Source organism: Sorangium sp. So ce1036 (genome assembly GCF_051369805.1).
Taxonomy (GTDB): domain Bacteria; phylum Myxococcota_A; class Polyangia; order Polyangiales; family Polyangiaceae; genus Sorangium; species Sorangium cellulosum_F.
Map to the genome: position 1 here is coordinate 2,589,137 of NZ_JBBMOX010000001.1, position 25,021 is coordinate 2,614,157.

At 73.7% G+C, this 25,021-nt stretch carries 20 protein-coding genes; 7 read left to right on the forward strand and 13 right to left on the reverse strand.

The features are described 5' to 3' along the window. Positions 1 to 32: 32 nt before the first annotated feature. On the forward strand, positions 33 to 3,353 hold the full coding sequence (locus WMF31_RS09920; RefSeq protein ID WP_436601696.1) for a hypothetical protein: 3,321 nt from the start codon (positions 33 to 35) through the stop codon (positions 3,351 to 3,353). Between the two features lie 80 nt (positions 3,354 to 3,433). Next, the gene (locus WMF31_RS09925; protein WP_436601697.1) at positions 3,434 to 4,540 is read left to right on the forward strand and encodes a deoxyhypusine synthase family protein; all 1,107 of its coding nucleotides are present in this window, start codon (positions 3,434 to 3,436) and stop codon (positions 4,538 to 4,540) included. Between the two features lie 10 nt (positions 4,541 to 4,550). Here WMF31_RS09925 and WMF31_RS09930 read toward each other — a convergent pair whose 3' ends face one another. The 4 genes from WMF31_RS09930 to WMF31_RS09945 all read right to left on the reverse strand — a co-directional run bounded on the left by WMF31_RS09930 (position 4,551) and on the right by WMF31_RS09945 (position 8,720). Beyond that, positions 4,551 to 5,711, reverse strand: a complete 1,161-nt coding sequence (locus WMF31_RS09930; protein ID WP_436601698.1) for a homogentisate 1,2-dioxygenase — start codon at positions 5,709 to 5,711, stop codon at positions 4,551 to 4,553. Next, positions 5,711 to 6,862 carry a 4-hydroxyphenylpyruvate dioxygenase family protein gene (locus WMF31_RS09935; RefSeq protein ID WP_436601699.1) on the reverse strand — a complete coding sequence of 384 codons (1,152 nt, stop codon included), beginning with the start codon at positions 6,860 to 6,862 and terminating at the stop codon, positions 5,711 to 5,713. Before WMF31_RS09935 ends, WMF31_RS09930 begins: the two co-directional genes overlap by 1 nt. 206 nt (positions 6,863 to 7,068) lie before the next feature. Then, positions 7,069 to 7,746 carry a maleylacetoacetate isomerase gene (maiA, locus tag WMF31_RS09940; protein ID WP_436601700.1) on the reverse strand — a complete coding sequence of 226 codons (678 nt, stop codon included), beginning with the start codon at positions 7,744 to 7,746 and terminating at the stop codon, positions 7,069 to 7,071. Then, positions 7,743 to 8,720, reverse strand: a complete 978-nt coding sequence (locus tag WMF31_RS09945) for a fumarylacetoacetate hydrolase family protein (RefSeq protein ID WP_436601701.1) — start codon at positions 8,718 to 8,720, stop codon at positions 7,743 to 7,745. Before WMF31_RS09945 ends, maiA begins: the two co-directional genes overlap by 4 nt. Before the next feature lie 206 nt (positions 8,721 to 8,926). Here WMF31_RS09945 and WMF31_RS09950 point away from each other — a divergent pair, with 206 nt between their 5' ends. Continuing rightward, the gene (locus WMF31_RS09950) at positions 8,927 to 11,353 is read left to right on the forward strand and encodes a substrate-binding domain-containing protein (RefSeq protein WP_436601702.1); all 2,427 of its coding nucleotides are present in this window, start codon (positions 8,927 to 8,929) and stop codon (positions 11,351 to 11,353) included. 55 nt (positions 11,354 to 11,408) lie between these two features. Here the strand turns inward: WMF31_RS09950 and WMF31_RS09955 are convergent, their stop codons facing one another. Continuing rightward, entirely contained in the window at positions 11,409 to 11,762 is a 354-nt protein-coding gene (locus tag WMF31_RS09955; RefSeq protein ID WP_436601703.1) for a DUF1801 domain-containing protein, read from the reverse strand. 311 nt (positions 11,763 to 12,073) lie between these two features. Next, entirely contained in the window at positions 12,074 to 13,480 is a 1,407-nt protein-coding gene (locus WMF31_RS09960; protein ID WP_436601704.1) for an NAD-dependent succinate-semialdehyde dehydrogenase, read from the reverse strand. 218 nt (positions 13,481 to 13,698) lie between these two features. On the opposite strand from WMF31_RS09960, the gene WMF31_RS09965 reads away from it, so the two are divergent. The 3 genes from WMF31_RS09965 (at position 13,699) to WMF31_RS09975 (ending at position 16,825) form a co-directional block, all read left to right on the forward strand. Next, entirely contained in the window at positions 13,699 to 14,700 is a 1,002-nt protein-coding gene (locus WMF31_RS09965; RefSeq protein WP_436601705.1) for a hypothetical protein, read from the forward strand. Beyond that, positions 14,697 to 15,452 (forward strand): metallophosphoesterase family protein, encoded by a 756-nt coding sequence (locus WMF31_RS09970; protein WP_436601706.1) that lies wholly within the window; start codon positions 14,697 to 14,699, stop codon positions 15,450 to 15,452. The genes WMF31_RS09965 and WMF31_RS09970 overlap by 4 nt, the downstream gene beginning before the upstream one ends. Before the next feature lie 104 nt (positions 15,453 to 15,556). Next, entirely contained in the window at positions 15,557 to 16,825 is a 1,269-nt protein-coding gene (locus WMF31_RS09975; RefSeq protein WP_436601707.1) for a glycerophosphodiester phosphodiesterase family protein, read from the forward strand. Positions 16,826 to 16,860: 35 nt separating this feature from the next. Here the strand turns inward: WMF31_RS09975 and WMF31_RS09980 are convergent, their stop codons facing one another. The 5 genes from WMF31_RS09980 to WMF31_RS10000 all read right to left on the reverse strand — a co-directional run bounded on the left by WMF31_RS09980 (position 16,861) and on the right by WMF31_RS10000 (position 21,736). Continuing rightward, a complete protein-coding gene (locus WMF31_RS09980; RefSeq protein ID WP_436601708.1) occupies positions 16,861 to 17,553 on the reverse strand; it encodes a phosphoribosylanthranilate isomerase in 693 nt (230 codons plus the stop codon). 30 nt (positions 17,554 to 17,583) lie between these two features. Next, positions 17,584 to 18,042, reverse strand: coding sequence for a hypothetical protein (locus WMF31_RS09985; RefSeq protein WP_436601709.1), 459 nt, complete (start codon positions 18,040 to 18,042; stop codon positions 17,584 to 17,586). Between the two features lie 344 nt (positions 18,043 to 18,386). After that, the gene (locus WMF31_RS09990; protein WP_436601710.1) at positions 18,387 to 18,854 is read right to left on the reverse strand and encodes a peroxiredoxin; all 468 of its coding nucleotides are present in this window, start codon (positions 18,852 to 18,854) and stop codon (positions 18,387 to 18,389) included. Positions 18,855 to 18,957: 103 nt separating this feature from the next. Further along, positions 18,958 to 20,172 (reverse strand): serine/threonine protein kinase, encoded by a 1,215-nt coding sequence (locus WMF31_RS09995; protein ID WP_436601711.1) that lies wholly within the window; start codon positions 20,170 to 20,172, stop codon positions 18,958 to 18,960. 127 nt (positions 20,173 to 20,299) lie between these two features. Next, on the reverse strand, positions 20,300 to 21,736 hold the full coding sequence (locus tag WMF31_RS10000) for a hypothetical protein (protein ID WP_436601712.1): 1,437 nt from the start codon (positions 21,734 to 21,736) through the stop codon (positions 20,300 to 20,302). A 113-nt stretch (positions 21,737 to 21,849) separates the two neighbouring features. Between WMF31_RS10000 and WMF31_RS10005 the strand changes: the two genes are divergently transcribed. Continuing rightward, complete coding sequence (locus WMF31_RS10005; RefSeq protein ID WP_436601713.1) at positions 21,850 to 22,584, forward strand: hypothetical protein; 735 nt, start codon at positions 21,850 to 21,852, stop codon at positions 22,582 to 22,584. A gap of 192 nt (positions 22,585 to 22,776) precedes the next feature. Here the strand turns inward: WMF31_RS10005 and WMF31_RS10010 are convergent, their stop codons facing one another. Both WMF31_RS10010 and WMF31_RS10015 read right to left on the reverse strand, forming a co-directional pair. Further along, positions 22,777 to 23,751: an HDIG domain-containing metalloprotein gene (locus tag WMF31_RS10010; protein ID WP_436601714.1), complete on the reverse strand. Its 975-nt coding sequence runs from the start codon at positions 23,749 to 23,751 to the stop codon at positions 22,777 to 22,779. A 284-nt stretch (positions 23,752 to 24,035) separates the two neighbouring features. Beyond that, complete coding sequence (locus WMF31_RS10015; protein ID WP_242515265.1) at positions 24,036 to 24,776, reverse strand: hypothetical protein; 741 nt, start codon at positions 24,774 to 24,776, stop codon at positions 24,036 to 24,038. Between the last annotated feature and the right edge of the window lie 245 nt (positions 24,777 to 25,021).

Sequence of the window (25,021 nt, forward strand, 5' to 3'; positions counted from 1 at the left end):
GCTGCCGTGGATCCGCGGTAGTCTCCGCCGCGATGTCGCAGCCCAGAGCGGCGGGGGCTCCCCGCCTCGCAGCGCGCCCCCGGACCGCGCAGCGCGCCGCCGCGCTCCTCGCCGCGCTCGCGCTCACCCGCTGCGGCGGCGCGCCGGCCCGGACGGCGCCGGCCGAGCGCCGCGCGCCCGCGCCGGCTGCCGGGCCGCCCACGACCGCCGCGGCCGCCGCCCCCGCCCGCTGGGTCGACGCGAGCGGCGCGACCGCGATCGGCCCCGATGTCCCTGGCGGCACCCTCGCGCTCGTCGGCGGCCGGCGCGTCCTCGTCGCGAGCGACGGCGCGGTCCGGCCGGAGACCGCGCCCTGCCCCGAGCCGCTGCTCGAGCTCACGCTCGTGCCCACCGCCGCGGGCGCGCGCGTCGTCGGGCGCGGGACCCGCGGCGTCTATCGCTTCGACGATCCGCTCGGCGCGCCCGTGCTCCTCGCCCGCTCCGGGACCGAGCTTTTACGCATCGGCGGCGGGCCCTCCGTCGTCGCGGTCTGGGACGCGTCCGCCGAGCTCCCGAGCCTCCTCGACGTCGACACGGGGCAGCCGCGCACCCTGCCGGGCCTGCCCGCGCTGCCGCTCCGCGCGGTGGCGTTCCGCGACCTGCAGCAAGGGGCCGGGCTCTTCGAGGCAGCGGGGCTCGCGGTCACCGTCGACGGCGGGGCCTCCTGGCGCCCCGTCACCCCGGCGCGGTGCGCCACGGGCCGCGCGGAGGCAGAGGGCCGAGGCGACCGGGCGGCGCCGGTCCGCGACGAGGACCCGCTGGCCGACCCTGCCGCCCCGCTCCACGTCTCCGACCTGCGCCTGCGCGGCGGCGAGCTGCGCGCGCTCCTGCACGGCGCGGGCGCGCTCGCGGGGGGGCGCGAGGCGGTCGTCCTCGTCGCCGAGACGCGGCTCGCGCCCGGAAGCAGCGCGCCCGACCCCGCCGAGGGCGCGCCGCTGCTCCGCTGGATCCACGAGACCGGGCGCGCTCCGCTCGAGGTCGCGATCTCGGGCGGCGCCGCCGCGGGGGCGGGCGCCGCGATCGCGGCGAGCCACGGTCTCCTCGCCCGCGTGGACATCGCCTCCGGCGCGCCGCGCGACCTCGCCGTCTTCGGCCGCGGGCGCTGGGTCAGCGCCTGCGGCGTCGGCCGCGCCGGGCGCGCGGCGTGGGTCGCCTGCGCGCTCGGCGACGAGGCGTCGGACCGGCTCCACGACCCGTTCGGCGTGCGGAGGGTCGAGCTGGACGGGGGCCGCCTCGGCGGCGAGCCGCCGGTCGTGCTGCGGAGCGGCGAGGCAGCGCTCCGCGTGTCCCCGAGCGGCGGCGCGATGCTGCTCGCGCCGTGCGGCGCGGACGAGGAGGGCAGCACGTGCGTGCGCCAGCCGAGCGGGCGATGGATCACCGTCCGCGCGGGCGCCGACATCCACTGGCGCGGCGCGGGCCCGCTCGCCGACGGCCGGATCGCGATCGTGCGCGGCCTCTGGGACAGCGACCGCGCGCCCCGGGACGGCACCCCGCGCGACGGTGCCCAGCGCGACGGCGCCGGGCCTCTCGCGGGCGATGCGCCCGGCGCGGGCGGCGCGCCCGGCGCGGGCGGCGGCGACCCCACCGCGGCGCGCGCCGCTCGCGGGGTGCACGTCGCGGTGATCGACGCGCGCGGCAGGGAGGAGCCGCTGATCCCGCTCGGCGGGCTGCGCCGCGGGGGGGGCGATCTCCACGTGATCAGCCCCATCGAGGAGGGGCTCGACGGCGCCCTGTCGTTCGTGGTGGCCGATCAGGACGGCGCGCTCACCGCCGTCGTCGCGCCGCCGCGCGGGGAGGCCTCACGGGCTCGCCTGGACGGCGCCGCGCGCGCCGTGATCCACGCCGGCCACGGCGTCGCCGTCGGGGACGCGCAGGTGCTCGCGTCGACCGACGCCGGCCGCTCGTGGCTCCCGATCGAGACCCCGGCCCGCGTGACGGAGGCGATCGCAGAGCTCGGTGACCTGCTCGAGGCGCCGGGCGCGCTGGCGGTGAACGAGGTCGGCCTCAAGATCGACGGGCACCTCCGCGTCGGCTGGGGACCGGCGGGCTCCACGCCGGGGGCGCTCCCTGCGCCGGGGGCGCTCCCTGCGCCGGGGGCGCCCCCCGCGCCGGCGTCGCAGGCCGGGACGCTGCTGCTGCCCCACGGCGCGCCGCCGCCCGAGCTCCCGGAGCGCGCGCTCGTCTGCACGACGCTGCCGGGGTCGAGCGCCCGGCCGGGGGTGCCGCCGCCGCGCAACGCGCAGGAGCGGCTCGCGATCGTCGCCGGGGACGCGCGGCCCGGCTCGGCGGGCCAGCGACCCGTCTCCGCCCTCGTGAGCGACACGCGCCGGGGCATGCTCTCCTCCGTCGCCGCGCTCGAGGTGCGCGCGCCCGGCGCCGCCGCGCCCGGCGCCGGCCAGCGGGGCCCGGTCGCCCGGACGACCCGGGGGACGTGGACGCTGCGGTGGTTCGATCCCGGGGAGCACCAGGGCCGGGTTCGATCGTGGACCGGCCCCGCGCCCCACGGCGTCGGGCTGGACGCGACCCTCACGAGGTTCGCGGCGTCCCGCGACCGGATCCTCTTCGGGGTGCGCGCCGCCGGCCGCGACCTGCTGATCCGGGCGAGGCCTGGCCGCGGCGCCGAGATCGCGGAGGTGCCCGAGGCGCTGCTGCCCGAGGCCGAGGTCGCCTTCAGCGAGGCGCCCGACGGACCGATCGCGTGGCTCCGCGGCACCTCGCTCCTCGTCTGGTCCTCCGGCGAGGCCCCGCGGCCCATCGCCTCGCTCGCGAGCCGCGGCGCGCGCGCGCTCGGGCCGCCGACGGCCGCCGGCGTCCCGCTGCTGCTCGACCTCGGCGATCTCGCGCTCGGCCGCACCGTGCCGATCCCGCCGCCCGCGCAGGGCGCGCGAGGCGCGGCCGCAGCGCCCCCGCCGCTCTTGCCCCTCGACGGCTGGGAGGTCGCCCCGAGCCTCCGCCGGACGCTCACGCGCCTGCCGGCGTGCGGCGCGCGGCCGCGCGGGACGCGCTTCCTGCTGGGCCGCGCGAGCGCCGTCGTGATCGTCGACGGCCGCGCCACGCCCGCGCGCGAGGCCGTCTATGACGTCCGTGTGTCAGGCGCCGACGCCTGCGTGACGGGGATCACCGCGCTGCTCGATCCCGGAGCGCGGGGCGCGCTGCCGCCGGGCGCAGCGCCGGGGCCGGGCCCGCTCGCGTTCGTGCGCGCCGACCTCGCCGCGCGGCGCGCCGAGGGCGGAGTTCACGACATCGGCGACGACGACGGACGGCGCGGCGGCCCGCTGCGCCGGCTCGCGTGCTCGCTGTCCCTCCGCCCCTGAGATCGCCTCACGGGAGAGGCGGAAGCCGGGGCCTTCGGGCTCGACGGCCTACCCCTTGCGCGGCTATATGTTCGCGCGCCATGTCCTCCCCGAAGGCTCCGCGTTCCTCGCACCGCAACCTCAGCGACGGCGTCGAAGACAAGCTCGTCCCGCTCGAGGCGCTCGACCCGCTGAAGATCGGCTCGTTCGACGACCTGATCCGCGCCATGAGCAAGACCGCGTTCAGCGGCCGCGCGCTCGGCGAGGCGTGCGACGTGCTCGAGGCGATGGTGCGCGACGACGACTGCCTCGTCGTCGCGACCTTCTCCGGCGCGATGACGGTCGCCAAGATGGGCGTCGTCATCGTCCGGATGATCGAGGCCGGCATGATCGACTGCATCGTCAGCACCGGCGCGCTCATGGCGCACGGGCTCAGCGAGGCGGTCGGCCTGACCCACTACAAGGCGAACCCGACCATCTCCGACGAGACGTACTTCGAGAAGGGGTACAACCGCGTCTACGACACGCTCGAGATGGAGAAGAACCTCAATGCGATCGAGGTCTTCGTCCGCGACGAGCTCGACAAGCTGGACCCGACCACGCCGTGGTCGAGCGAGATCATCTGCCGCCAGCTCGGCAAGGCCCTGGCCGAGATGGGCGACTCGCCCGGCGTGCTCCGGAGCGCCTACCTCCACGACGTCCCCGTCTACGTGCCGGCGTTCACCGACAGCGAGATGGGCCTGGACGTCGCGACGTGGATGCTGCGCAAGGTGAAGGCGCAGCACGGCGACGCGCCGGGCTTCGACGTGTGGCGCGAGGCCGCGCCGCCGTCGTACAACCCCTTCCTCGACCTGCTCAGCTACGCCCGCCTGGTCCGCAAGAAGAAGCGCCTCGGCATCTTCACCATCGGCGGCGGCGTCCCGCGCAACTGGGCGCAGCAGGTCGCGCCGTTCTACGACATCGTCGGCGACCGCCTCGGCATCGAGGTCGAGCACCCGCGCTTCCAGTACGGCGTCCGCATCTGCCCCGAGCCCGTGCACTGGGGCGGCCTCTCCGGCTGCACCTACTCCGAGGGCGTGAGCTGGGGGAAGTTCAAGCCCCCGCACGAGGGCGGCCGCTTCGCCGAGGTGTACGCGGACGCCACGGTCGCGTGGCCGCTGCTCGTGCGCGCGCTGCTCGAGCGGCTCGGGAAGACGCCCAGGAAGTAGCCCGGGCAGCTCAGGGGGCGGCGATGAAGCTGTCCTGGTAGCCCGGGTCCTCCACCGCGAGCGCGGACGGGGTGGGCGTGAGCGGGCGCGTCGTGTCGAGCATGACGGCGAGCTCGGACGTCTCGCGGGCGCCGAGGCTCGCCTCGTACGCGCCGGGGTGCGGCCCGTGCGGGATGCCCGCCGGATGGTGCGAGATGCTGCCGGGGCCGACGCCGCGGCGCGACGTGAAGTTGCCGCGGCAATAGAACAGGATCTCGTCGCAGTCGACGGACGCGTGGGGGTAGGGGCAGGGGATCGCCTCCGGGTGGAAGTCGACCGGGCGCGGCACGAAGCTGCAGATCAGGGCGCCCCGCGCCGCGAACGTCCCGTGCCAGTCCGGCGGCAGGTGCACGAGCCCGACGCGCGCCTGGAAGCGCAGGATCGGGAACACGAACGGGTACACCGCCCCGTCCCAGCCGACGACGTCGAGCGGCGTGCGCGCGCACGTGAAGCCGTGGAAGGCGCCGCCGCGCTTCACCACGAGCGCGCGGATGCCCTCGTCGAGCGGGCCGACGAACGTGGGCCGCCGGAAGTCGCGGTGCGAGTAGGGCGCGTCCATCCGTAGCTGGCCGACCTCGTTGCGCCACTTGCGCGGCAGGTGGAGGTCCGCGGCCTCGATCGAGAGCCACCGCTGCGGCGCGGGGTCGGGGAGGAAGCGGTGGAACAGGCCGCGCGGGATGACGACGTAGTCGTCCTGCTCGAAGCGGAGATCGCCGAGCATCGTGCGCAGGACGCCGCCCCCCTGGAAGATGAAGAAGAGCTCGTCGGCGTCGGCGTCCGCGAAGTACACCGGATCGGCGGCGTCCGGCTGGGCGATCCCGATCACCACGTCGTCGTTGAAGAGCAGCGGCACGCGGCAGTCGATCGCGGGCCCGCCCCGCCGCGGCAGGTCCTGCGACCGGTAGTGCCGCTTCGCGAGCGGCCGCGGCGGCGCGGCGACCGGCAGCGCGAAGCCGTGCGCGATCTCGGCGACGCGGTGCTCGTGCGGCCTGCGCTCGTGGTAGGCGATGGTGTACGGGCCGTCGAAGCCCCCGCGCGTCAGGCACTCCTCGTAACGGAGCTCCCCCGCCGCGCCCCGGTGCGCGATGTGGTGCTTGGGCGGGATGCTCCCGACGGCGACGCGGTCGAGCATCAGCCCTGGCCCTCCGCCTTCTGCTGCCGCTCGATGCTCTCGAAGAGCGCCCGGAAGTTGCCGGCGCCGAAGCCCCGATCCCCCTTGCGCTGGATGAGCTCGAAGAAGAACGGCCCGGCGCCGGGATCGCGGTGCGTGCCCGCCGACTCCTTGAGGAAGATCTGGAGCAGGTAGGACCTCGCCCCGTCGCCGTCCACGAGGATCTCGAGCTCGCGCAGCGCCGCGACGTCCTCGTCGATCGACCCGACGCCGAGCTGCCGCAGGCGCTCGGGCAGGAGCTCGTAGTAGGCGGCCGGGGTCGGCATGAATTCCACGCCCCGCGCCCGCATCCCGCGCACGGCCGCGAGGAGGTCGTCCACGGCGAGCGCCACGTGCTGCACGCCGTCGCCGCGGTGCTCCTCGTTGAAGACGTTGATCTGCGAGGTCTTGAAGTAGGGCCGGTAGGGCTCGTTGTTCGCGAACTTCACGCCCGAGGCCGGGTCCCACATCACGGCGGACCGCAGGCCCGAGCCGTGGTCTGCGTCCCTCGCGACGTCGTTCGTGTGAAACTCGATCTTCCAGAACGGCTCGAGCCCGAGCACGTGCTCCATCCAGAGCAGGGCGGGCGCCATGGTCTGGAAGTTCGAGGTGATGTGATCGAACCCGGTGATCCGGAGCCGGTTCTCGCCCCCGCGCGGCGCGCCGTACGCCACGCAGCCGGGGAACAGCGACGGGTAGCCGCGCCGCTCCACGAAGCGGAAGGTGGTGTCGCCGAACGGCGTCGTGATCGAGAACGAGGCGAAGGTGCCGCCCCCCTCCGTCACCCGGTGGATCTCGTCGATCGGCGTGCCCCCGCGGCCGTCCAGCAGCCGGAAGGCGCGGCCTATGTCCTCGACCTCGAAGACGATCGTGCCCACGCCGTCGGGGTGCTTGCGCAGGTAACGCCACGCCCGCCCGCCCTCGCCGATCGGCTGCGAGCACACGATCGTGCACGCGCCGGCCTGGAAGACGACCGATCGCTGCGCCGCCGCGGCCGTCAGCTCCGGCGAGCTCGCGGCGATCTCGTGGAAGTCGAGCTTCTCCGTGTAGAACCTGCGGCTCCGCTCCAGGTCGCGCACGTAATAGTGCAGCGCCTCCACCCTCTTGATTCCGATCGATTCCACCTTGGCCATCGGCATCCTCCGTCACGTGCGGGGTCAACGCGGGAAGCCAAGCAAGCACCAGATCGCCGACCTGGTCTCCTGGGAGGAGGAACCACCGTGGCGCAGAGGACACAGAGGCTCTTTGATTATTCGTCCTCTCCTCTGCGTCCTCTGCGCCTCGGTGGTTCAACTCTCCGCCTCGCGAAGCACCAGGGCCGACGCTGGGCGACGCGGTGCTAGGCGCCCGCGACCGCGTCCATCTGGCGGTCCGGGTGCGTGGTCTGGAAGGCCGGCAGCGCCATGCACGCCGCCTCGATCCGCGTGAGCAGCGAGAGCGGCGCGAGGTCCACCGCGAGCCGGCGCGCGTTGTAAAGCTGGGGCACGAGGAGCACGTCCGCCACCGTGACCTGGTCCCCCACGCAGAATTTCCCGGCGAGCTCGCCCGCCGTCGCCTGGAACGCGGCGAGGCCGGCCGCGACGAAGCGCCTGGCGAAGGCCATCTCGTCGCGGCCGAGCTCGTCCTTCACGTACCGGAGCACGCCGGTGTTCTGCAGCGGCTGCGTGCCGGCGTTGATCGTCTCCGCGAGCTGCCGCGCCTTGGCGCGCAGGTACGGATCGGCCGGCAGGAGCGGAGGCGCGGGGAACCAGTCGTCGAGCAGCTCGATGATCGCCATCGACTGGGACACGCGCCGGACGGCGCCGCCCTGCTCGAACTCGAGCGTGGGCACCTGCGCCATGGGGTTCTTGGCCCGGTAGTCGTCGCGGAGCTGCTCGCCGCCGTCCCGCAGCAGGTTCACCGGCTGGTACGCGTACGCGACGCCCTTGTGGGCGAGGGCGATGCGCGCGCGCCAGCTGCACGAGCTGCGCCAGTAGTTGTACAGCGTCAGCGCGGGCCGCGGCTCCGGCGCGCTCATCCGGCCACCACCCGCTGCGCGATGCGCCCGAAGAGGCTCCTGCCCGACGGATCCAGCATTTCGATCATGATCGTGTCTCCTGGCTTCATGAACGGGGTCGTGGCCGCGCCGTACGCGAGGATCTCGAGCATGCGCCGCTCGGCGAGGCAGGACACGCCCCGCGCCGGGTCCTGGTTCGAGACGGTGCCGCTCCCGAGGAGGGTACCCGCGGTGAAGCCGCGGGTCCTCGTGATGTGCGCGATGAGATCGAAGAACGAGAAGTGCATCTCGGGACCGGCCTCGGGATCGCCGACGAGGGCGCCGTTGTAGGTGGAGCGGAGCCGCAGGTGGACGCGCCCGTCGCGGAACGCGTCGCCGAGCTCGTCCGGCGTGATCGCGAACGGCGAGAACGCCGTGGCCGGCTTCGAGCAGAAGAACCCGAACCCCTTGGCGAGCTCGGAGGGCACGAGGTTGCGCAGCGTCACGTCGTTGGCCAGGAGGACGAGGCGAATGTGCCGGTGCGCCTCGTCCCGGGTCGTGCCCTGCGGCGTGTCGCCGAGGACGACGCAGACCTCGGCCTCGAAGTCGAGGCCCCACGCCTCGTCGCGCAGGACGATGTCGTCGGTCGGCCCGAGGAGGACGCCGGAGCCGCCCTGGTACACCAGCGGATCGGTCGTGAGCGTCTCGGGCGGCTCGGCGCCGCGCGCCCTGCGCACGAGGACGATGTGGTGGAGGTACGCCGAGCCGTCGATCCACTCGTAGGCGCGGGGCAGCGGGGCGGCGAGCTGCTCCGGGACGAGCGGCGACGCCGGCGCGGCGCCGCGATCGAGCGCGTCGGCGAGGCGGCGGAGCGCGGGCTCGGCGCGCTCCCAGTCGTCGAGCGCGGCCTGGAGCGTGGGGAAGGCGGCGCCGGCCGGCGCGTACGCCGCGCCGTCGCGGCGGACCACGACGAGCGTGCCGTCGCGGCCGGGGCCGCGGAGAGAGGCGAGCTTCATGCGGGCGCGAGCTCCTCGAAGGGGTCGGGATCAGGCGGGTAGCACGGGCGAGCGACGCGGTTCAACCCGGCGCGCGCCGCGCTCGATCCGTGGACGAGGCCCCCCGCTTCGGATCGTCTCCGCTTGACAAGGATGAGCTCCGTCGCGCCTGCTAGGGGCCCCTCTGTCCTGCGGCGGCGCCTCGAGGACGGGTCGAACGGATCCGCATGAACACCGGGCTGGATGTCTTCGCAACGCTCCATCATCTCGTGCAGCGCGCGGTCGCCTGCCTCCCCGGCGCGGAGCGCGGGAGCCTCCTCGTGCGTGCGCGGCGGCGCCTCGTGTACAGGGCGGCGGTGGGGCTCGACGGCATCGTCCCGGGGCGGCTGCACATCCCGTCGGACGGCGGGGAGCTCGGCGCGTCGGCGCCGTACGGGCCCGCCGCGGCGCCCGAGGCGGCGCTCGGCCCGCGCGTCGTCCCGGCGGCGGCGTGGTACCGGGCGCACCTGCCCGGCGCGGCGGCGTCGCCGGGCTGGCCGCCCGAGGGCGCCCGCGTGCTGATCCTGCCGGTGCGCCTCTTCGGGGCGCCGGGCGCGTACCTCGCGCTGGAGCTGCCGGAGGGAGCGCCGCCCTCGGACGCCGACCGCGCGCCGCTCGACCCCATCGTGGAGAGCGCGCGCGCCGTGCTCGAGCGGCGCAGCCTGTTCGACGAGAAGGCGCAGCTCGCCCAGGAGCTGCGCCTGCTCGAGGACGTCTTGAGCGCCGTCGCCGAGTCGGTCGATCTGCTCGAGCTCATCGAGACGGTCGCGGACGGGATCAGGAGCGTCCAGACGGGCCCGCGGTGGAGCGCGATCGACCTGGCCATCCTGGAGGACGGGGAGGGCGGAGACGGGGCGGACGCCCGGCGGACGCTGCGCGTCTACAAGGCCCCGCGCAGGCCGCTGACGGCGTACTGGAACAACGTGCGCGACGGCGCGCTGGCCGCGGGGCGCGATCTGCGCGTCGGGGTGACGTTCAAGAGCGGGATGGCCACGGGCCCCGCGGCCCAGGAGGCGTTCTTCGAGGAGGGGATCCGCCGCCGCGTGGACGGCATCGCCATCGCGCCCATCGACGCGGCGGCGCTCGAGCCGTACATCCAGCGCGCGGTGGCCGCGGGCATCCCGGTGATCGCGATCGACTCGCCGCCCGTGGAGGGCAGCCAGGCCTCGCTGTACATCGGGACCGACAACCGGGCCGCCGGGCGGCTCGCGGGCGAGATGATGCTGCGGCTGCTGCCGCAGGGGGGCGTGGTCGCCACCCAGGCGGCCTCCGTCGCCGTCTCGAACGCCCGGGGGCGCCTCGAGGGCTTCCGCGAGGCCCTCGGCGGCTCGGCGATCCACGTCGACGCGCCGTCGGAGAACCACTTCGACGCGGAGCGCGGGCTCGAGCTCGCCCTCGCCACGCTGCGGAGCAGGCCGGAGCTCGCCGGCGCCTTTGGGGTGTGCAGCGAGAACGGCCCGAGCTTCGCCCAGGCGTCGAGGGCGCTCGGGAGGGCGGGGGACCTCAAGCTCATCGCCTTCGATCTCATCACGTCCACGGTCGCCATGCTCCAGGACGGCGTGATCCACGCCGCGGTCGTGCAGCGCGAGTACGACATGGGGTACCGCGGCGTGCAGATCCTCCACGACATGGCCACGCGCGGCGAGGCGGCGGCCCTCGCGGAGCTGCCGGCGTCGCGCTTCCTCGACACGGGCGTCGACCTCGTCACCGTCGAGCGCACGCCGTTCTCGACCGCCCTCTCGGACCACCTCGCCATGAGCGCCGCGCGCAGGATCGCGAACCGCAAGCCGGACGCGGCGGACCGCGGGCGCGGGCTCGAGCTCCTCGTGATCGGCATGGCCGAGCGCGAGAGCCTCGTCGACGACGAGCGCGCGCCCGTCTCGGAGGACTCGCTCCTGGGCCGGGTGCTGCGCTCGTGCTGCTCGCTCGTGGTCGACACGACGTCGAGCGAGGTCGAGCGCCTCGGCGACGTCGCCGAGGCCCGCTTCTGCGGCGCGCGCACGATGGCCGTGGTGCCGCTGATCTCCCGGGACGCGGTCCTCGGGGCGCTCGTCCTGAGCAGCGCGCAGCCCGACGCGTGCTCGCCGGGCGACCTGGCGCTGCTCGAGCGCGTGGCGTCCGTGGCCGCCGTCGTGCTCGAGAACGCGCGGCTGCTCTCGCGGATCAAGGAGCGGACGCGGGAGCTCGAGGCCCTGAGCCGCCGGAAGGAGGCGCTGCTCGACACGATCGCCGAGCTGTCCAGCCCGGTGGTGCCCGTCGCGCGCGGCGTCCTCGTGATGCCGATCGTCGGGGCGCTGGACGCGCAGCGGTCCGGCCGCTTCATCGACTCCATGCTGCGGGAGATCACCGAGCACCAGGCGCGCGTGGTGATCATCGACGTGACCGGCATGGCGGTCGTCGACGCGAGCGCGGCGAGCCACCTCGTGCAGGCGGCGCGCGCCGCGGGGCTGCTCGGGAGCGAGGTGGTGCTCGTCGGCATCGCGCCCGAGGCGGCGCGGCTGATGGTGGAGCAGGGGCTCGATCTCGGGGACATCGTCACCCGCTCCACGCTGGAGCTCGGGTTCTCGTACGCGCTCGGGAAGACGGGCGGCCAGCTCGTCTACCGGCGATCCTGATCGGCACGGGCGGCGCGAAAAGCGGCCCCGGCACCTCCACCAGGCGCCTGCGGGATCAATCGCCCCGGTGGAGCTCGATGGCGGCGGCGACCAGCTCGGCGAGCTTCGGGACGTCCACGTCCTTTGCGGAGCGGATATGAACGTTCCTGGCCTGCTTGGTGGTGCCGGTGAGCAGGCCGTTCGGATCGGGCAGCTTCGCGCCGTGCTCGAAGCCGAGGTTCACGCCGAAGCGCTGCGGGGCGAGCCAGCAGATCTGGTGTTCGTGCCGGTCGCCCATCCGGAAGCTGATGATCCGCCAGCCCGGATAGACGTGCTCGGTCACGTCGGGAATCATCCGGAGGAGCAGCTTGCGCACGCGCAGCGTCAGCTGCTGCGCTGCAGGAGGGTACTCGCTCAGCAGAGCGGCCACGGCCGGATCGTCCGACACAGCCCATGACGGTAGGTCGATGTCCACGAAGACGCAACGGGCTGCACGTCGTGCCGCCATGCTCCGCCCGGGCGTCGGGCGGCGTTCACCATGCTCCGTTGGCGTCCGACGGCGTCCAACGGCGTCCGTTCGCCGCTCCCTGCATCCGGCTGCGCCCGTTCGCCGCTCCTCGTGCCCGTTCGCCTCCACGGGCGTCCGTCGGCGCCCCTCTGCATCCGCCTCGCCAGGCTGGCGCGCGGGCGTGCAGGGCCATCCGTCAGGGGCGGGCAACCGTGGCGTTGCTCGCGGAGGGATCACTCGGTCGCGGGCACGCCGCGCGGCCGCTCGTCCTTCGCGATCCAGACGGTCTTGACGTTCACGAACTCGCGCAGGCCGTAGGACGAGAGCTCGCGGCCGAAGCCGGACATCTTGACCCCGCCGAACGGAAGCCGCGGGTCGGACACGACCATCCCGTTGATGAACACCTGGCCCGCCTCGATCTCCTCGATGAGGCGCTCTCGCTCCCCCGCGTCGCGGGTCCAGGCGCTCGCCCCGAGGCCGAAGCGGGTGGCGTTCGCCATGCGGATGGCCTCGTCGATGTCGGTGACGCGGAAGACCGCGGCGACCGGGCCGAAGAGCTCCTCGTCGGCGGCGGGCGAGGGGCTCGGGACGTCGGTGAGCACGGTCGGCGGGAAGTAGTTGCCCGGCCCCTTCAGCCGCTTGCCGCCGGTCAGGAGGAGCGCGCCCGCGGCGACCGACGCCCGCACCTGCTCCTCGAGCTCCGCGGCGACCCTGGGCGTGGCGAGCGGCCCGACGTCGACCGAGGGATCCATCGGATCGCCGACCCGCAGGCGCCGCATGGCGGCCACGAAGCGCTGCTCGAACTCCGGCGCGACCGCCTCGTGCACGATGAAGCGCTTCGCCGCGATGCACGACTGGCCGTTGTTGATGATGCGCGCCCGGATCGCGGTCCCGACCGCCGCGTTGAGATCGGCGCTCGGCAGGACGATGAACGGATCGCTGCCGCCGAGCTCGAGCACCACCTTCTTGAGGTGCTTGCCCGCCTCGGCGCCGACGCTGCGCCCTGCGCCCTCGCTGCCCGTGAGCGTCGCGGCCGCGATGCGCGGGTCGGCGAGGAGGCCCGGCACGGCGCTCGCCCCGACGAGCAGCGCCTGGAAGACCCCCTCGGGGAAGCCGGCCCGGCGGAGGATGTCCTCGATCGCGAGCGCGCAGCGGGGGACGTTCGAGGCGTGCTTGAGCAGGCCCACGTTGCCGGCGACGAGGGCCGGCGCGGCGAAGCGGAACACCTGCCAGAACGGGAAGTTCCACGGCATGACGGCGAGCACCGGGCCGAGCGGCTGGAACGCCACGTAGCTCTTGCCGGCGTCGGTCGCGACCTCCTCGGGGGCGAGCAGGCGCTCGGCGTTGTCGGCGTAGTAGCGGCACGCCACCGCGCACTTCTGGGCCTCCGCGATCGCCGAGCCGATGGTCTTCCCCATCTCGAGCGTCATCAGGCGCCCGAGCTGCTCCTTCTCGGCCTCCAGGATCTCGGCCGCCCGGCGGAGCTTCTGGGCTCGCTCGGCGATCGGGGTCCGTCGGAAGCCGCGGAACGCGGCGTGCGCGCGCGCCACCTTCTTCTCCAGCGCCGCCGACGAGAGGGGCTCGAACGCCTCGAGCGTCTCTCCCGTAGCCGGATTGATCGTCGCGATGACGGTGTCCACGGATGTGCCTCCTCCTCGAAGAGCGGGGGCCGCGCCCCCGTCGCCTGCCCGCTCGGCGCGTGCCGAGCGAGCCAGGCAGGCGAGCTTGAGCCAGACCCGCCTCCCCTTGCAATGGCCAGCGAGGACGAGCCCGTTCACCTCGCCTCCTCGCGCACCTCGTGCGGGAGCGTGAGGGGGAGGGGTCGCCATCGCCCGTCCTGTTCATTACGCAGAGAACGATGGTCCGCAGCGGTGTTCCTGCCACGACCGACGCAGAGCGCGTGGTCCCGGCTCGGGCGACGAGCGCCGAAGGCCACGTCGCGCTCTCGCCTCCGGCCCGGGAGGGCGTCGAGGGCCCCTTCGCCCTCGCGGGCGAGCTCGAGGTGAGGGAGAGGGCGCTGGAGTCGCTCATCGCCGCCGGTGTGCCGTTCATGGTGGCGGGGGCGTACGCCTTCTTCTCGTACACCGGCATTTTCCGGGACACGAAGGATCTCGATCTGATGCTGGATCAGCGGGACGTGCCGGCGGCGTTCCGGGTGCTCGAGCGGGCGGGGTTCGCGACGGAGCTGCTCGACCCGCGCTGGATCGGCAAGGCGTACGCCGGCGAGAGCTTCATCGATCTCATCTTCTCGTCGAGCAACGGCCTGGCCGTGGTGGACGGCGACTGGTTCGCGCACGCGCGCCCGGCCACGATCCTGGGTCACTCCTGCCTGCTCGCGCCGGCCGAGGAGATCATCTTCACGAAGGCGTTCGTGGACGAGCGGGAGCGGTACGACGGCGCCGACGTGAACCACCTCATCTACGCGTGCGGCGACGAGATGGACTGGGAGCGGCTGCTCGAGCGCTTCGGGCCGCACTGGGAGGTCCTGTTCGCGCACCTCACGCTGTACCGCTTCGTCTATCCCGGCGCGCGGAGCCGGGTGCCCGAGTGGCTCGTGGAGGAGCTCTGCCGGCGCACGATGGAACAGGCGCGGGCCGGCGACGCGCCGCTCCGGGTCTGTCGGGGAAGCCTGATCAGCAGGCACCAGTACACCCACGACTACGACAAGCTCGGGCTCGCCCCGCCGTCGGGCGCGCCGCACGGCGGGGCGCAGGCGGCGCTCGGCCGGAAGCGCCGGCAGCCCGCGCGGGCGCGGCAGCTCCTCGGCAAGGGGGAGGCCGCCGGCGGCGGGGGCGCGGGCGGCGCGGAGCGCCCCGGGGCGGAGAGCGAGGCGACGCGCGCCCGCAAGCCGAGGTCATGAGCTCCGGATCCGGAGCCGGGAACGGCGGCGGAGTCCCCGCGAAGCGGCGCGTGGCGGCGGCCTCGGACCTGCATTGCCGGCCCGAGCACGGCGGCAAGATGCGCGAGCTCGTGAAGGCCGTGAACGCGGAGGCCGAGCTGCTGCTGATCTGCGGCGATCTCACCGACCGCGGCCAGCCGGACGAGGCGAAGGTGCTGGCCGACGCGCTCTCCGGCCTGACGGTGCCGTGCGCGGCGGTGTTCGGCAACCACGACCTCGACCGCGGCGTGAGCGCCGAGCTCGCGAAGATCCTGGGCGACGCGGGCGTCGAGGTGCTCGACGGCGATCACCTGATCCTGGTCGATGACATCGGGGTGGCCGGCGTGAAGGGGTTCATGGGGGGGTTCGGGAGCGCGACGCTGCAGGCGTTCGGCGAGGTCCCGCTCAAGGCGTTCGTCCAGGAGGCCGTGAGCGAGGCGCTGAAGCTCGAGGCGGCGCTCTCGCAGCTCGACACGGACAGGCGGATCGTGATCATGCATTACACGCCGATCGTCGAGACGACGGTGGGCGAGAACGTGGAGATAAGGGCCTTCCTCGGGTCGAGCCGGCTGGCCGCGCCGATCGACCTGTACGGCGCCGACGTGGTCTTTCACGGGCACGCGCACCACGGGGCCCTGGAGGGGCGCACGACGAACGGGACCCCGGTCTACAACGTGGCCATGCCGCTGCTCAAGAAGCTCACCGGGCGGCCGTTCCTCGTGATCGACGTGTAGCCGCCCGGTCCGCGACACCGTCCTGTTTCGCGCGGGACACGCGTCGATGTCCGCGCCCGGCTAGCGTGCTCGCCCTCATGCCGTCCACCAGAGGAGAGCGCACCATGCCGAAGACGAGCGCCCGAACGAGCCTCGCGATGGCCCTCATCGCCCTGTCCGCCGCGATGGCGAGCGCGTGCGCCGGCGACGAGCGGATCGAACAGACCTCCGCGGTCGCCGCGGCGCCGCCCAGCGTGCAGCTCGGTCCGCGGCCGCATTACCTCGTCGAGGACATGGACGAGGGCGCGCTCAAGGATCGGCTCCTGGCGTGCGCCGAGGGGCCCTTTCGTCGGACCGAGTTCTCGATAGGCCATCGCGGCGCATGCCTGCAGTTCCCCGAGCACACCAGGGAGTCGTACGAGGCGGCCGCGCGCATGGGCGCCGGCATCGTCGAGTGCGACGTGACGTTCACCAAGGACCGTCGGCTCGTGTGTCGACACGCGCAGTGCGATCTCCACACCACGACGAACATCCTGGCGATCCCGGAGCTCGCCGCGAAGTGCTCGGAGCCGTTCACGCCGGCCGATCCCGAGGCGGGCACGCCGGCGTCGGCCAGGTGCTGCACGAGCGACATCACGCTCGCCGAGTTCAAGCGGCTCTGCGGCAAGATGGACGCCTCGAACCCGGACGCCGCCACGGTCGACGAGTACATGAACGCAACGCCGGATTTTCGGACGGATCTCTACGCCGCCTGCGGCACCTTGCTCACACACGCGGAGAGCATCGCGCTCTTCTCGAGCCTGGGCGTGAAGTTCACGCCCGAGCTCAAGGCGCCCGAGGTGGAGATGCCGTTCGAGGGCGACTACGATCGAGCGGCGTACGCGCAGCAGATGATCGACGAGTACAGGGCGGCCGGCGTCGATCCCGCGAGCGTGTACGCGCAGTCCTTCAACCTCGACGACGTGCTGTACTGGCTCGACAGAGAGCCGGAGTTCGGCCGACAGGCCGTGTTCCTCGACGAGCGTGTCGACACGCCGGAGGGGTACGAGGCGGCGGTCCTCGGGATGCAGGAGCTCGCGGCAGAGGGCGTGAAGATCGTCGCGCCGCCCCTGTTCGCGCTCGTGGCGCTCGACGAGGACGGCGAGATCGTGCCGTCGGACTACGCCGAGGCGGCCAGGGCCGCGGGCCTCGACCTCATCACGTGGACCCTCGAGCGCTCGGGGCCCCTCGCGGGCGGCGGCGGCTATTATTATCAGTCAGTGGCGGACGCCATCGACAACGACGGGGACGCAATGGTCGTGCTCGACGTGCTCGCGCAGCAGGTGGGCGTCCGCGGCGTCTTCTCCGACTGGCCCGCCACGGTGACCTACTACGCGAGCTGCATGGGGCTCTAGAGGGGCGGTCCACGCTCTGCGCCCCGCTCGTCGCGCTACGTTCTGATGGACGCGAAGCCTCGACGGGCCTCGGCCACGAACGCTTCCACGAGCTCCCGCCGCTTGCGGCCGTCCGGCCCTTCCACGCCGGTGTGCACATCGACGCCCGCCGGCCGCACGGCGCGGATGACGTCACCGACATTGCTGGGCCGGAGCCCTCCGGCGGCGATGACGGGCCGGCGCGATCGCGCCACGATCCGGCGATCGACGTCCCAGTCATGCACCTTCCCGGTCGCCCCCGAGGCTCCCGTCTCCGGGTCGAACGTGTCGGTGATGAACGCGTCCACCCACGGCTCGTAGCGCGCGACCTCGGCGTCCATTCCCGCCGCGTCGCCCGCGCGCACGATGAGGCTCTTGATGATCGTCAAGGCGGGGTGCGCCGATCTCAGCCTCTCGAGCGCCGTCACCTCCACGCTGCCGTGGAGCTGCACCCACGAGACCCCGAGCTCGCCGGCGAGCGACGCGATCTCGGCCGCCGTGTCGAGATAGGTGATCAGCACCCCGCGGACCGAGGCCGGCAATGCGGCGATGATGTCCGCGGCCGCGCGCTCGGAGAGATCCTCGCGGTGCACGGGCAGGCGGAAGGGGAAGCCCAGATGGGTCACGCCGCACGCGACGAGCAACTCGGCCTCGTCCGCGTCGATCACCCCTGCGACCTGGATCATGTCCTCCACGCGCCACCTCCGCATCGGGCCCACCGCGTCCGGGGCCCCTGCCAGCTACTCCTCGATCCCTTCATCCACGACCGGCACGAGCTCGATATCGACCGTCTGGGGGATGAACGCCTCGCACTCCTCGCTCATGACGGGCGCCAGTGTCTGCTCGAAGTCCTCGTATCCCGTCCCGGAGATCTCCACCCGCGTCACCCCCGCTGTCCACAGCTCGCAGACGAGCGCCTCCAGCGCGTCGGGAGGGGGCTTCGTCCGGTCGACGGCGCACACCAGGTTGGCCTCCTCCAGCGTCTTCCACGTGGTCGGATCGTTCAGCACGAACGTGGGCTCTTCCGCGGCGCTCCACGCGATGTGAACGGTGGTGTCCGGCGGGACGGACCCCCCCGGGGCGCGCACGGTGATGGTGAACATGGCCTCTCGCACGCTCGGGCAGCCGCCTGCGCCGCCCGAGCCCGCGCCGCCGGCCCCGCCGCCGCCCGGGTCCTTGCAGGCGCCCACGGCGACCACGGCCGCAACGAGCGCAGGGAACGCCGCGAGGGCGGCGGCTCTACCCGGGGGAGGACGTGCAACCACAAAGGCGGCAGGATAGGGGTGCCTCTCGGGCAAATCCAGCGAGAGCACAGGCTTGGCGCGGGACCGCCCGCGTCCCCCTGGGAAGGAGGGTAGGCGCCCGGGGAGGGGGCTTCGCGGGGGCTCACCGGAGGGGCTGGCGTGGAGGCGAGCCACAACAGGGGCTCGCCGGAACGCAAGCCCCGGAGGTGAGCCCCCGCGAAGCCCTCTCCCCGGGCGCCGGGCTGCTCGGCGAGACCTCTTCTCTCCGCGCCCGCGCCCGCGCCCGCGCCCCTGCCCGCTCAGCCCTGGGCCTTGAGCTCCTGGATGTCCTGGAGGAGCGCCCGCTCGTGCCCTTCGGGCTTCACCTTGAGGTAGGTCTTCCGCAGCACGCCCGACGGATCGAGGACGAACGTCGTCCGGTCCCAGTACAGGGTGCCCTTCCACTCGCTCTGCCCGACGCCCGCGGCCTCGAGGAGCTCGTGCTTCGGGTCGGCGAGCAGGTCGATGGTGAACGAGAACTTGTCGCAGAAGCTCTTGTGCGACGCCACGTCGTCCTCGCTGACGCCGACCACGGCGATGTTCGCCTTGTCGAACTCCTCCCTGGACGCCGTGAACGACTTGCCCTGGACGGTGCACCCCGGCGTGTCGTCCTTCGGATAGACGTACACCACGAGCCACTTGCCCGCGAAATCCTCGAGCCGCACGACCTTGCCGTCCTGGTTCGGCAGGGCGAAGCGCGGGAACGGCTTGCCAACCTCGACGCTCATCTTCTCTTTGCCTTTCCTGAGGGCCGGAGGAAGGCACCTCCCCCGGCCTGTGATCGCGAAGCGAACGGTACGACGCCCTCGCCCGCGCCGCACCCGCGCGGGCTCAGCGCGGGATCAACCCCCGGAACCACGCCGCCACGGAGGAGGAGGCCTCGTCCTCGTGGAGCGACTCCGGCCCTTCCAGCTCGTCGGCGAGCCCGCCGAGCGGCCCGTCGCTGCCCGGGGGGGACGAGCTCGAGTGCGTCGGCATGTGGAGCAGGCTCGTGGTCGTGTCCAGGCTCGGCAGCAGGCTGAGCCCGCTGCCGCCGCCGCCCGTGTTCGGCTCCTTCGTGAGCGACTTGAACTCGAGGAGCATCATGTCGATGAGCTCGGCGATCTTCTGCGTCCCGTCGACCGCCCGCGCTGGCCCGCCCTTGGCGCGCTCGACCAGCGCCGCGACGTCGTACTCGCTCACCGGGCGGCCGTGGCGGTAGAGGAAGCGGGTGAGGTCGCGCCCGAGCTCGCGCGCCGTCCTGTAGCGGGCCGCCGGGTCGCGGGCGAGCGCGCGGCGGATGATCTGCTCCAGCTCGCGCGGCACCTCGCCGTTGATCTGCTGCAGCGAGGGGATCACCGCGTCCCGCACCAGCCGCACCGTGATGTAGTCGGAGTCGCCGAGGAACAGCCGGCGTCCGGCGAGCATCTCCCACAGGATGATCCCGAGCGCGAAGATGTCGACCCGCTGATCGACCCCCTGCTCGAGCACCGTCTCCGGCGCCAGGTAGCCGAACTTCCCCTTGATGATGCCCGCGTCGCTCTCGGCGAGCTGGCTCGACGCCTTCGCGAGCCCGAAATCCACGATCTTCACCTCGCCGTAGCGGGTGATCAGCACGTTGGCCGGGGTGATGTCCCGGTGCACGATCTGGAGCGGCTTGCCGTCCGCGGTGCAGAGCTCGTGCGCGTAGGCGAGCCCCTGGCACATCTTCGCGGCGATGAACGAGGCGACCTCGACGTTCATCGGCCGGCCCAGCTTCTTCTGGTGCTCGAGCAGGGCCCGGAGGTCGGCGCCGTCGACGTACTCCATCACGATGAAGTAGGTGCCGTCGCCGACGCCGATGTCGAACACCGACACGACGTTCGAGTGCGACAGGTGCGCCGAGAGGCGCGCCTCGTCGAGGAACATCGCGATGAACTGCTCCTTCTTGCTGAGCTGCGGCAGGACGCGCTTGATCGCGACCTGCTTCTTGAAGCCCTCGATGCCCGCGCTCTCGGCGACGAAGACCTCCGCCATGCCTCCGGAGGCCAGGCGCTTGATGACCCTGTACCGCTGCTGCTCCGACATGCCCTGCCCGTCGTCCTCTCGCCCCGCCTCGTCCCGCCCGCTCAGTCTAGCGGCTCGGGGCGCGCCGCGGATGAAATCCACGCGGCGGCGCCCCGCCGCCCGGGCGCCCTCACCACGTGCCCGCGCGTCAGCGGAACGTGGCCAGCGCCGCCACCGCCGCGAAGGAGAGCCCGACGAGCGCGGCGAGCGCGAGCGCCGAGAGCAGCGGCTCCGCGCGCGCCGCGGCGAGCACGCGGCCGCGATCCTCGCTGGACAGCGGCGCGGGGCCGCCGCCTTCGCCCGCGCCCCCCGAGGCGGCGGCGAGGTGCGCCGCGAGCCGCCGCCGCGCGCTCCGGGCCTCGATCGCGAGCAGCAGCATCTCCGCCGCCGCGGCCGCGCCGAGCACGAGCAGGCCCCTCCGCCGCGCCCGCGAGGCGCGCGCCCGCTCGCGCGCCTCGGCCTCCGGCCATCCGTCCGCGAGCAGCTCCACGCGCCGCGGCGTGGCCACCGCCGCGGCCGGCGAGAGCGGCCACGCCACCGCGCCCGCGCCCTGCTCGTGAGGGTCGCTCGCCACGACCGCCCAGCCGGTCGCGCGCAGCGCCGGCTCGCCCGGCAGCGCCAGCTCGCCCGAGGAGAAGCCCGCGCCGTCCGGCGCGAGCGGGACGACCGCCCCGAGCAGACGTCCGCGCGCGTCTCCGAGCGAGACGTACGCCCGCGTCCGCGGCGCGGGCGAGACCAGGCGCAGCGCCGGCGGATCGCCCGCGAGCCTTGCCGGGTCGAGCCAGATCGCGCCCGGGATCACGGGCAGCCTCCCCTCCCAGGTGCCGGTCGCGCCGGGGGCCGCCGGCGATCCCGGTCGCGCGCCCGCCGGCGGCGTCGCGCGCACCGTGAGCTCGACGGCGTGCGACCGCGGCGTGACCGTGAGCGCCGCGGCGCCGCGCGCATCCGCCTCGACCTGCGCCGGCCCGCTGCCCTGCCCGTCGAGATCCGCCCCCACCGCGCTCGCCTCGACGCGCGCCCCCGCGACGGCCGCGCCGCTCTCCGTCTCGACCGCGACGCGCACCGCCTCGGGAAACGGCGCCGCGAGGACCCCGCGCGCGGCCGTGACCCGGAGGCGCAGCGCCCCGCGCGTCACGCCCGGGAGCGGGGTCGCCTCGGCGGCGGGCGGCGGCGGGCGCAACGGCACCCGCGCTTCCAGCAACGGCACCCGCGCTTCCAGGAGGGCGCCTGCGTCATCGCCGCGCGCCACCCGCACGACGACCGGCTCCGCGAGCCCGCCCGGCGCGCGCAGCAGCGCCTCGCCGACGCCGTCGCTGCCGGTCGAGCCGGTCCATGGATCGAGCGGCGACCCTGCGGACGTGGCGCTCACCCCGATCCCGGACAGCGCGGCCGGGTCGTCGGCGCCGTGGAGCCGGCGCACGCCTTCGATGCGGAGCGAGAGCGCCTCGCTCCCGGCGACGGGCGCTCCCCACACCCGCACGAAGGTGACGCCGCGCGGGGCGCCCGGTCCGAGGAGCACGAGCGCCGCGAGCCCGATGCTGAGCGCGGGGAGCCCGAGGATCGCCGCCCGGAACATCGCGGTCATCGCCGCCGAGCATACCGCTCGGCCCGGGCGGCGCGGGCGGAGCGTGGATCGACGGGGCCGGCTCGCGCCGAGCCCCTTTGCGTCCCGGCGTCTCCTCCGATAGGAAGCCGCGGATGGCAGCCGACAGACCGGTGAAGCGCAAGCGCAGGGGCTCGGGTTCCACGGGGCAGGGCGGAGGGGTCTTCCTGCGGCAGCGGACCGATCCGCGGACCGAGCGGCGGTTCGAGCCGAAGGCATCGCTCGAGCTCGGCCTCACGCTGCTCGGCATGTCCGTCGCGGCGCTCCTTGCCGGGGCGGGCGTCTACGGCCGGTGGTTCCGCGGCGACGAGGCGGGAGCGCACCCCTACGCCCCGTACCTGCTCCTCGGCGCGTTCCTTCTCGGCGCGGCGGCGGGTCTCTTCGGGCAGTGGTCGATGAAGGCCATCCGCGTCGGCGATGCCGGCGTCGCCGTCGAGAACGGACCGACGGAGATCGAGCGCATCGGCTGGAACGAGGTGACGGGCTTGCTGCTCACGGAGGCGGCGCTCACGGTGCAGGGCAGCGGCACGGCGATCGCGATCCCGCTGCGGGCGCACCTTCCGGCGGCATCGCGCGTCCTGGCCGAGGTGAGGACGCGCATCCCCGGGGTTGCGGTCGACATCAAGGAGGACGCGTTGCCCGTGCCCGACGACGCGGCCGGCGAGGTGCGCTCGCTGGAGCCGCCGCAGGTGGCCGGCCTCCGTTGCAAGGCGACGGACAAGCTGATCGCCTTCGAGGCCGACGCCCGGCTCTGCGGCCGCTGCGGCGAGGTCTACCACAAGGAAGGCGTCCCCGAGCGCTGCGCCACCTGCGAGGCGCCGCTGCGTTAATCCGCATCGCCCAGGGTCGGTTCCACGCCGTAGGCCCCCGGGGAGGTGGTGGGGCCCGTGGGGGCTCACCGGAGGGGCTGGCGTGGAGGCGAGCCACGCAATGGGCTCGCCGGAACGCAAGCCCCGGAGGTGAGCCCCCACGGGCCCCACCACCTCCCCGGGGGCCGGGCACCCCGGCACACCCCCTCCGCCTCAGACGAGACCGAATCGCGCCGCGTTCTCGCGGAGGAAGGCGAGGTAGACCTCCGCGTCCTGGTGCGACGGCACCTCGCCGGCCTCGACCGCCTCCTCGAGCCCGCGCTTGATCTCGCCGACCCGCCGCGACGGCGGTATCCCGAACACCTTCATGATCGCGTCCCCGATGCCGCTCGGCAGCGGCGGCACGACCGCGTCCTCCGCCTGGACCTGGAGCACCCGCTCGGCCAGCTCCTCGATCTGCTTGAGACCCCGGCGCTTCTTCTCGGGCCGCTTCGTGGTGATGTCCGCCCGCGACAGGTCGAGCACGTCGTTCAGGCACGCGCCCATCTCCTTGGCGAAGCGGCGCACGGCGCTGTCGGTCCAGGACGCGTCGTACTGGCTCGCCCGGAGGTGATGCAGGATCAGGAAGCGAATGCTGCCCTTCAGCGACGCCTCCTTCGTGAAGAGCGGCAGCCGCCGGTCGATCTTGTCGAACATCCGCGCGCCGACCTCGGCGTGGCCGAAGAAATGGACCTCGCCCGTCGGCGAGATGGAACGCGTCCTCGTCTTGCCGATGTCGTGGAGCAGCGCCGCCCAGCGGACCTCCAGCCGGGGGACGGCCTGACGCACCACCTGCTTCGTGTGCTTCCACACGTCCTTGTGGCGCCACTCCCCGTCACCGAACCCGACCATCGCCTGGACCTCGGGCAGCATCGCGGCGAGCGCGCCCGACTCGAGCAGCGCGTCGAGGCCCGCCTCGGCGTCCTCGCTCATCATGATCCGGTCAAGGAGCTTCCGGACATCCGGCAGGTAGAGGGACGCCGCGGCCCTGAAGTCGGCCGGGCTCCCGGAGATCACCCTGGGCGAGGGGCGCAGCTCGGCGCTCGTTCCGGGCGGCGCGACGTCCGCCCTCTCGGCTCGCTGAACGGCCCACTCGAGCGCCTCCATGGCCCGCCCGGGGCTCGCTTCCTGGGTGAGAATCTGCTGCACGCTGGCCTTCCACACTTTCAAGGTTAGGGGTTCGCCCGTGCGACGCCGGTTCGCGCGGCCGCACGAGGGTCCGCCGGTTTAGAGCCGGCTCGTACTTCGCGCAACGGTTCGTCGCTCGGCGCTGGCCGATTGGGGGAAGGGCCGCCCGCGGGGGCGGGGCGCTCGGGGCGCTCCCCGGAGGGGCTGGAGTGCAGGCGAGCCACAAGAGGGGCTCGCCGGAACGCAAGCCCCGGAGGGGAGCGCCCCGAGCGCCCCGTCCCCGCGGGCGAATGGGGCCGCTCAGGTCAGGTGCGGAGGAGCCTGGTCACGTGCGCCTGCTCCCAGGCGAGGGCGCGCTCGTAGTCACGGAAGAGCCGCTCGCGGGCGAGGAACTGGGGCGGATGGAGCATCCGGCGCCCGTTGCCGTGGCTCGCGGGCATCACGTGGTGGAGCATCTCGTGGTAGATGACGTAGGAGATGAAGTAGCGGGGGACCCAGGGCCGGTCGAGCACCGGGTGGATGCGGATGAGCCGCTCGACCGCCGAGTAGCTCCCCAGCTTGATGGTGCGCCGCGGCTTCTTGGCCTTGGTCCGTTTGCCCCAGGTGATCAGCGCGTCGACGGCGCCGCCGAAGTACGAGAGGTTCAGCTTCTGGAACAGGCTGAGCAGATCGTGCGTCCGCCCCTGCGTCGTGAGCGGCGTGCTCACCGGCCGGCTCGCCCGGATGCGGTGCCCGTTCTCGTCGATGTACCGGCCGACCACGAGCGACGCGGCCCGGTCCTGGGTCACGACGTACCGGACGAGCGCCTCCTGCACGACCGCCGGCGCATCCAGGAACATGTGATGGACCCGCGCCTGCAGGATCCCCTCGCGCAGCGAGGACGAGATCATCTGCCGGTAGTTGTCAGTGACCGAGAGGAGCACCGGCCGCTTCTGGGCCAGCTCCAGGCGCCGGATGAGCGCCTGGCGCGCCCCCTCGTGCACGTAGATCTGCGGCTGGCCCGCGGGCAGGTCGATGTGGAACTGGTGGTGTCGGGGATCGGGCACCCGGACGACAGCCCGGGAGACGCGCGGCCACAGGGAAAGCGGTGCGCCCTTCCCACCGGCACGCGACAGACGGCCTGGAGGGGGTTGAGCGAAGGGGAAGACCATCTGTCCCGCCATCTCAATCCTCCTTATTTGGGCGTATTCTCGGGGGGGATCCTTGTCAAGCGAGCGGCCGAAGTCATCGAAATAATTCAATTTTATGAGCACATGCGCGGGGGATCGGTCCGCCCTGCGGGGCCCTCCGG

Excerpts from the sequence above, each read along its gene's own strand:
- WMF31_RS09975 (WP_436601707.1), top strand. The coding sequence starts at position 15,557 with ATGCCGAAGACGAGCGCCCGAACGAGCCTCGCGATGGCCCTCATCGCC.
- maiA (WP_436601700.1), bottom strand. The coding sequence starts at position 7,746 with ATGAGCGCGCCGGAGCCGCGGCCCGCGCTGACGCTGTACAACTACTGG.
- WMF31_RS09965 (WP_436601705.1), top strand. The coding sequence starts at position 13,699 with ATGGTCCGCAGCGGTGTTCCTGCCACGACCGACGCAGAGCGCGTGGTC.
- WMF31_RS09980 (WP_436601708.1), bottom strand. The coding sequence starts at position 17,553 with ATGCGGAGGTGGCGCGTGGAGGACATGATCCAGGTCGCAGGGGTGATC.
- WMF31_RS09950 (WP_436601702.1), top strand. The coding sequence starts at position 8,927 with ATGAACACCGGGCTGGATGTCTTCGCAACGCTCCATCATCTCGTGCAG.
- WMF31_RS09945 (WP_436601701.1), bottom strand. The coding sequence starts at position 8,720 with ATGAAGCTCGCCTCTCTCCGCGGCCCCGGCCGCGACGGCACGCTCGTC.
- WMF31_RS09990 (WP_436601710.1), bottom strand. The coding sequence starts at position 18,854 with ATGAGCGTCGAGGTTGGCAAGCCGTTCCCGCGCTTCGCCCTGCCGAAC.
- WMF31_RS09970 (WP_436601706.1), top strand. The coding sequence starts at position 14,697 with ATGAGCTCCGGATCCGGAGCCGGGAACGGCGGCGGAGTCCCCGCGAAG.
- WMF31_RS09920 (WP_436601696.1), top strand. The coding sequence starts at position 33 with ATGTCGCAGCCCAGAGCGGCGGGGGCTCCCCGCCTCGCAGCGCGCCCC.
- WMF31_RS09930 (WP_436601698.1), bottom strand. The coding sequence starts at position 5,711 with ATGCTCGACCGCGTCGCCGTCGGGAGCATCCCGCCCAAGCACCACATC.
- WMF31_RS10000 (WP_436601712.1), bottom strand. The coding sequence starts at position 21,736 with ATGACCGCGATGTTCCGGGCGGCGATCCTCGGGCTCCCCGCGCTCAGC.
- WMF31_RS09925 (WP_436601697.1), top strand. The coding sequence starts at position 3,434 with ATGTCCTCCCCGAAGGCTCCGCGTTCCTCGCACCGCAACCTCAGCGAC.
- WMF31_RS10005 (WP_436601713.1), top strand. The coding sequence starts at position 21,850 with ATGGCAGCCGACAGACCGGTGAAGCGCAAGCGCAGGGGCTCGGGTTCC.
- WMF31_RS09995 (WP_436601711.1), bottom strand. The coding sequence starts at position 20,172 with ATGTCGGAGCAGCAGCGGTACAGGGTCATCAAGCGCCTGGCCTCCGGA.
- WMF31_RS09935 (WP_436601699.1), bottom strand. The coding sequence starts at position 6,862 with ATGGCCAAGGTGGAATCGATCGGAATCAAGAGGGTGGAGGCGCTGCAC.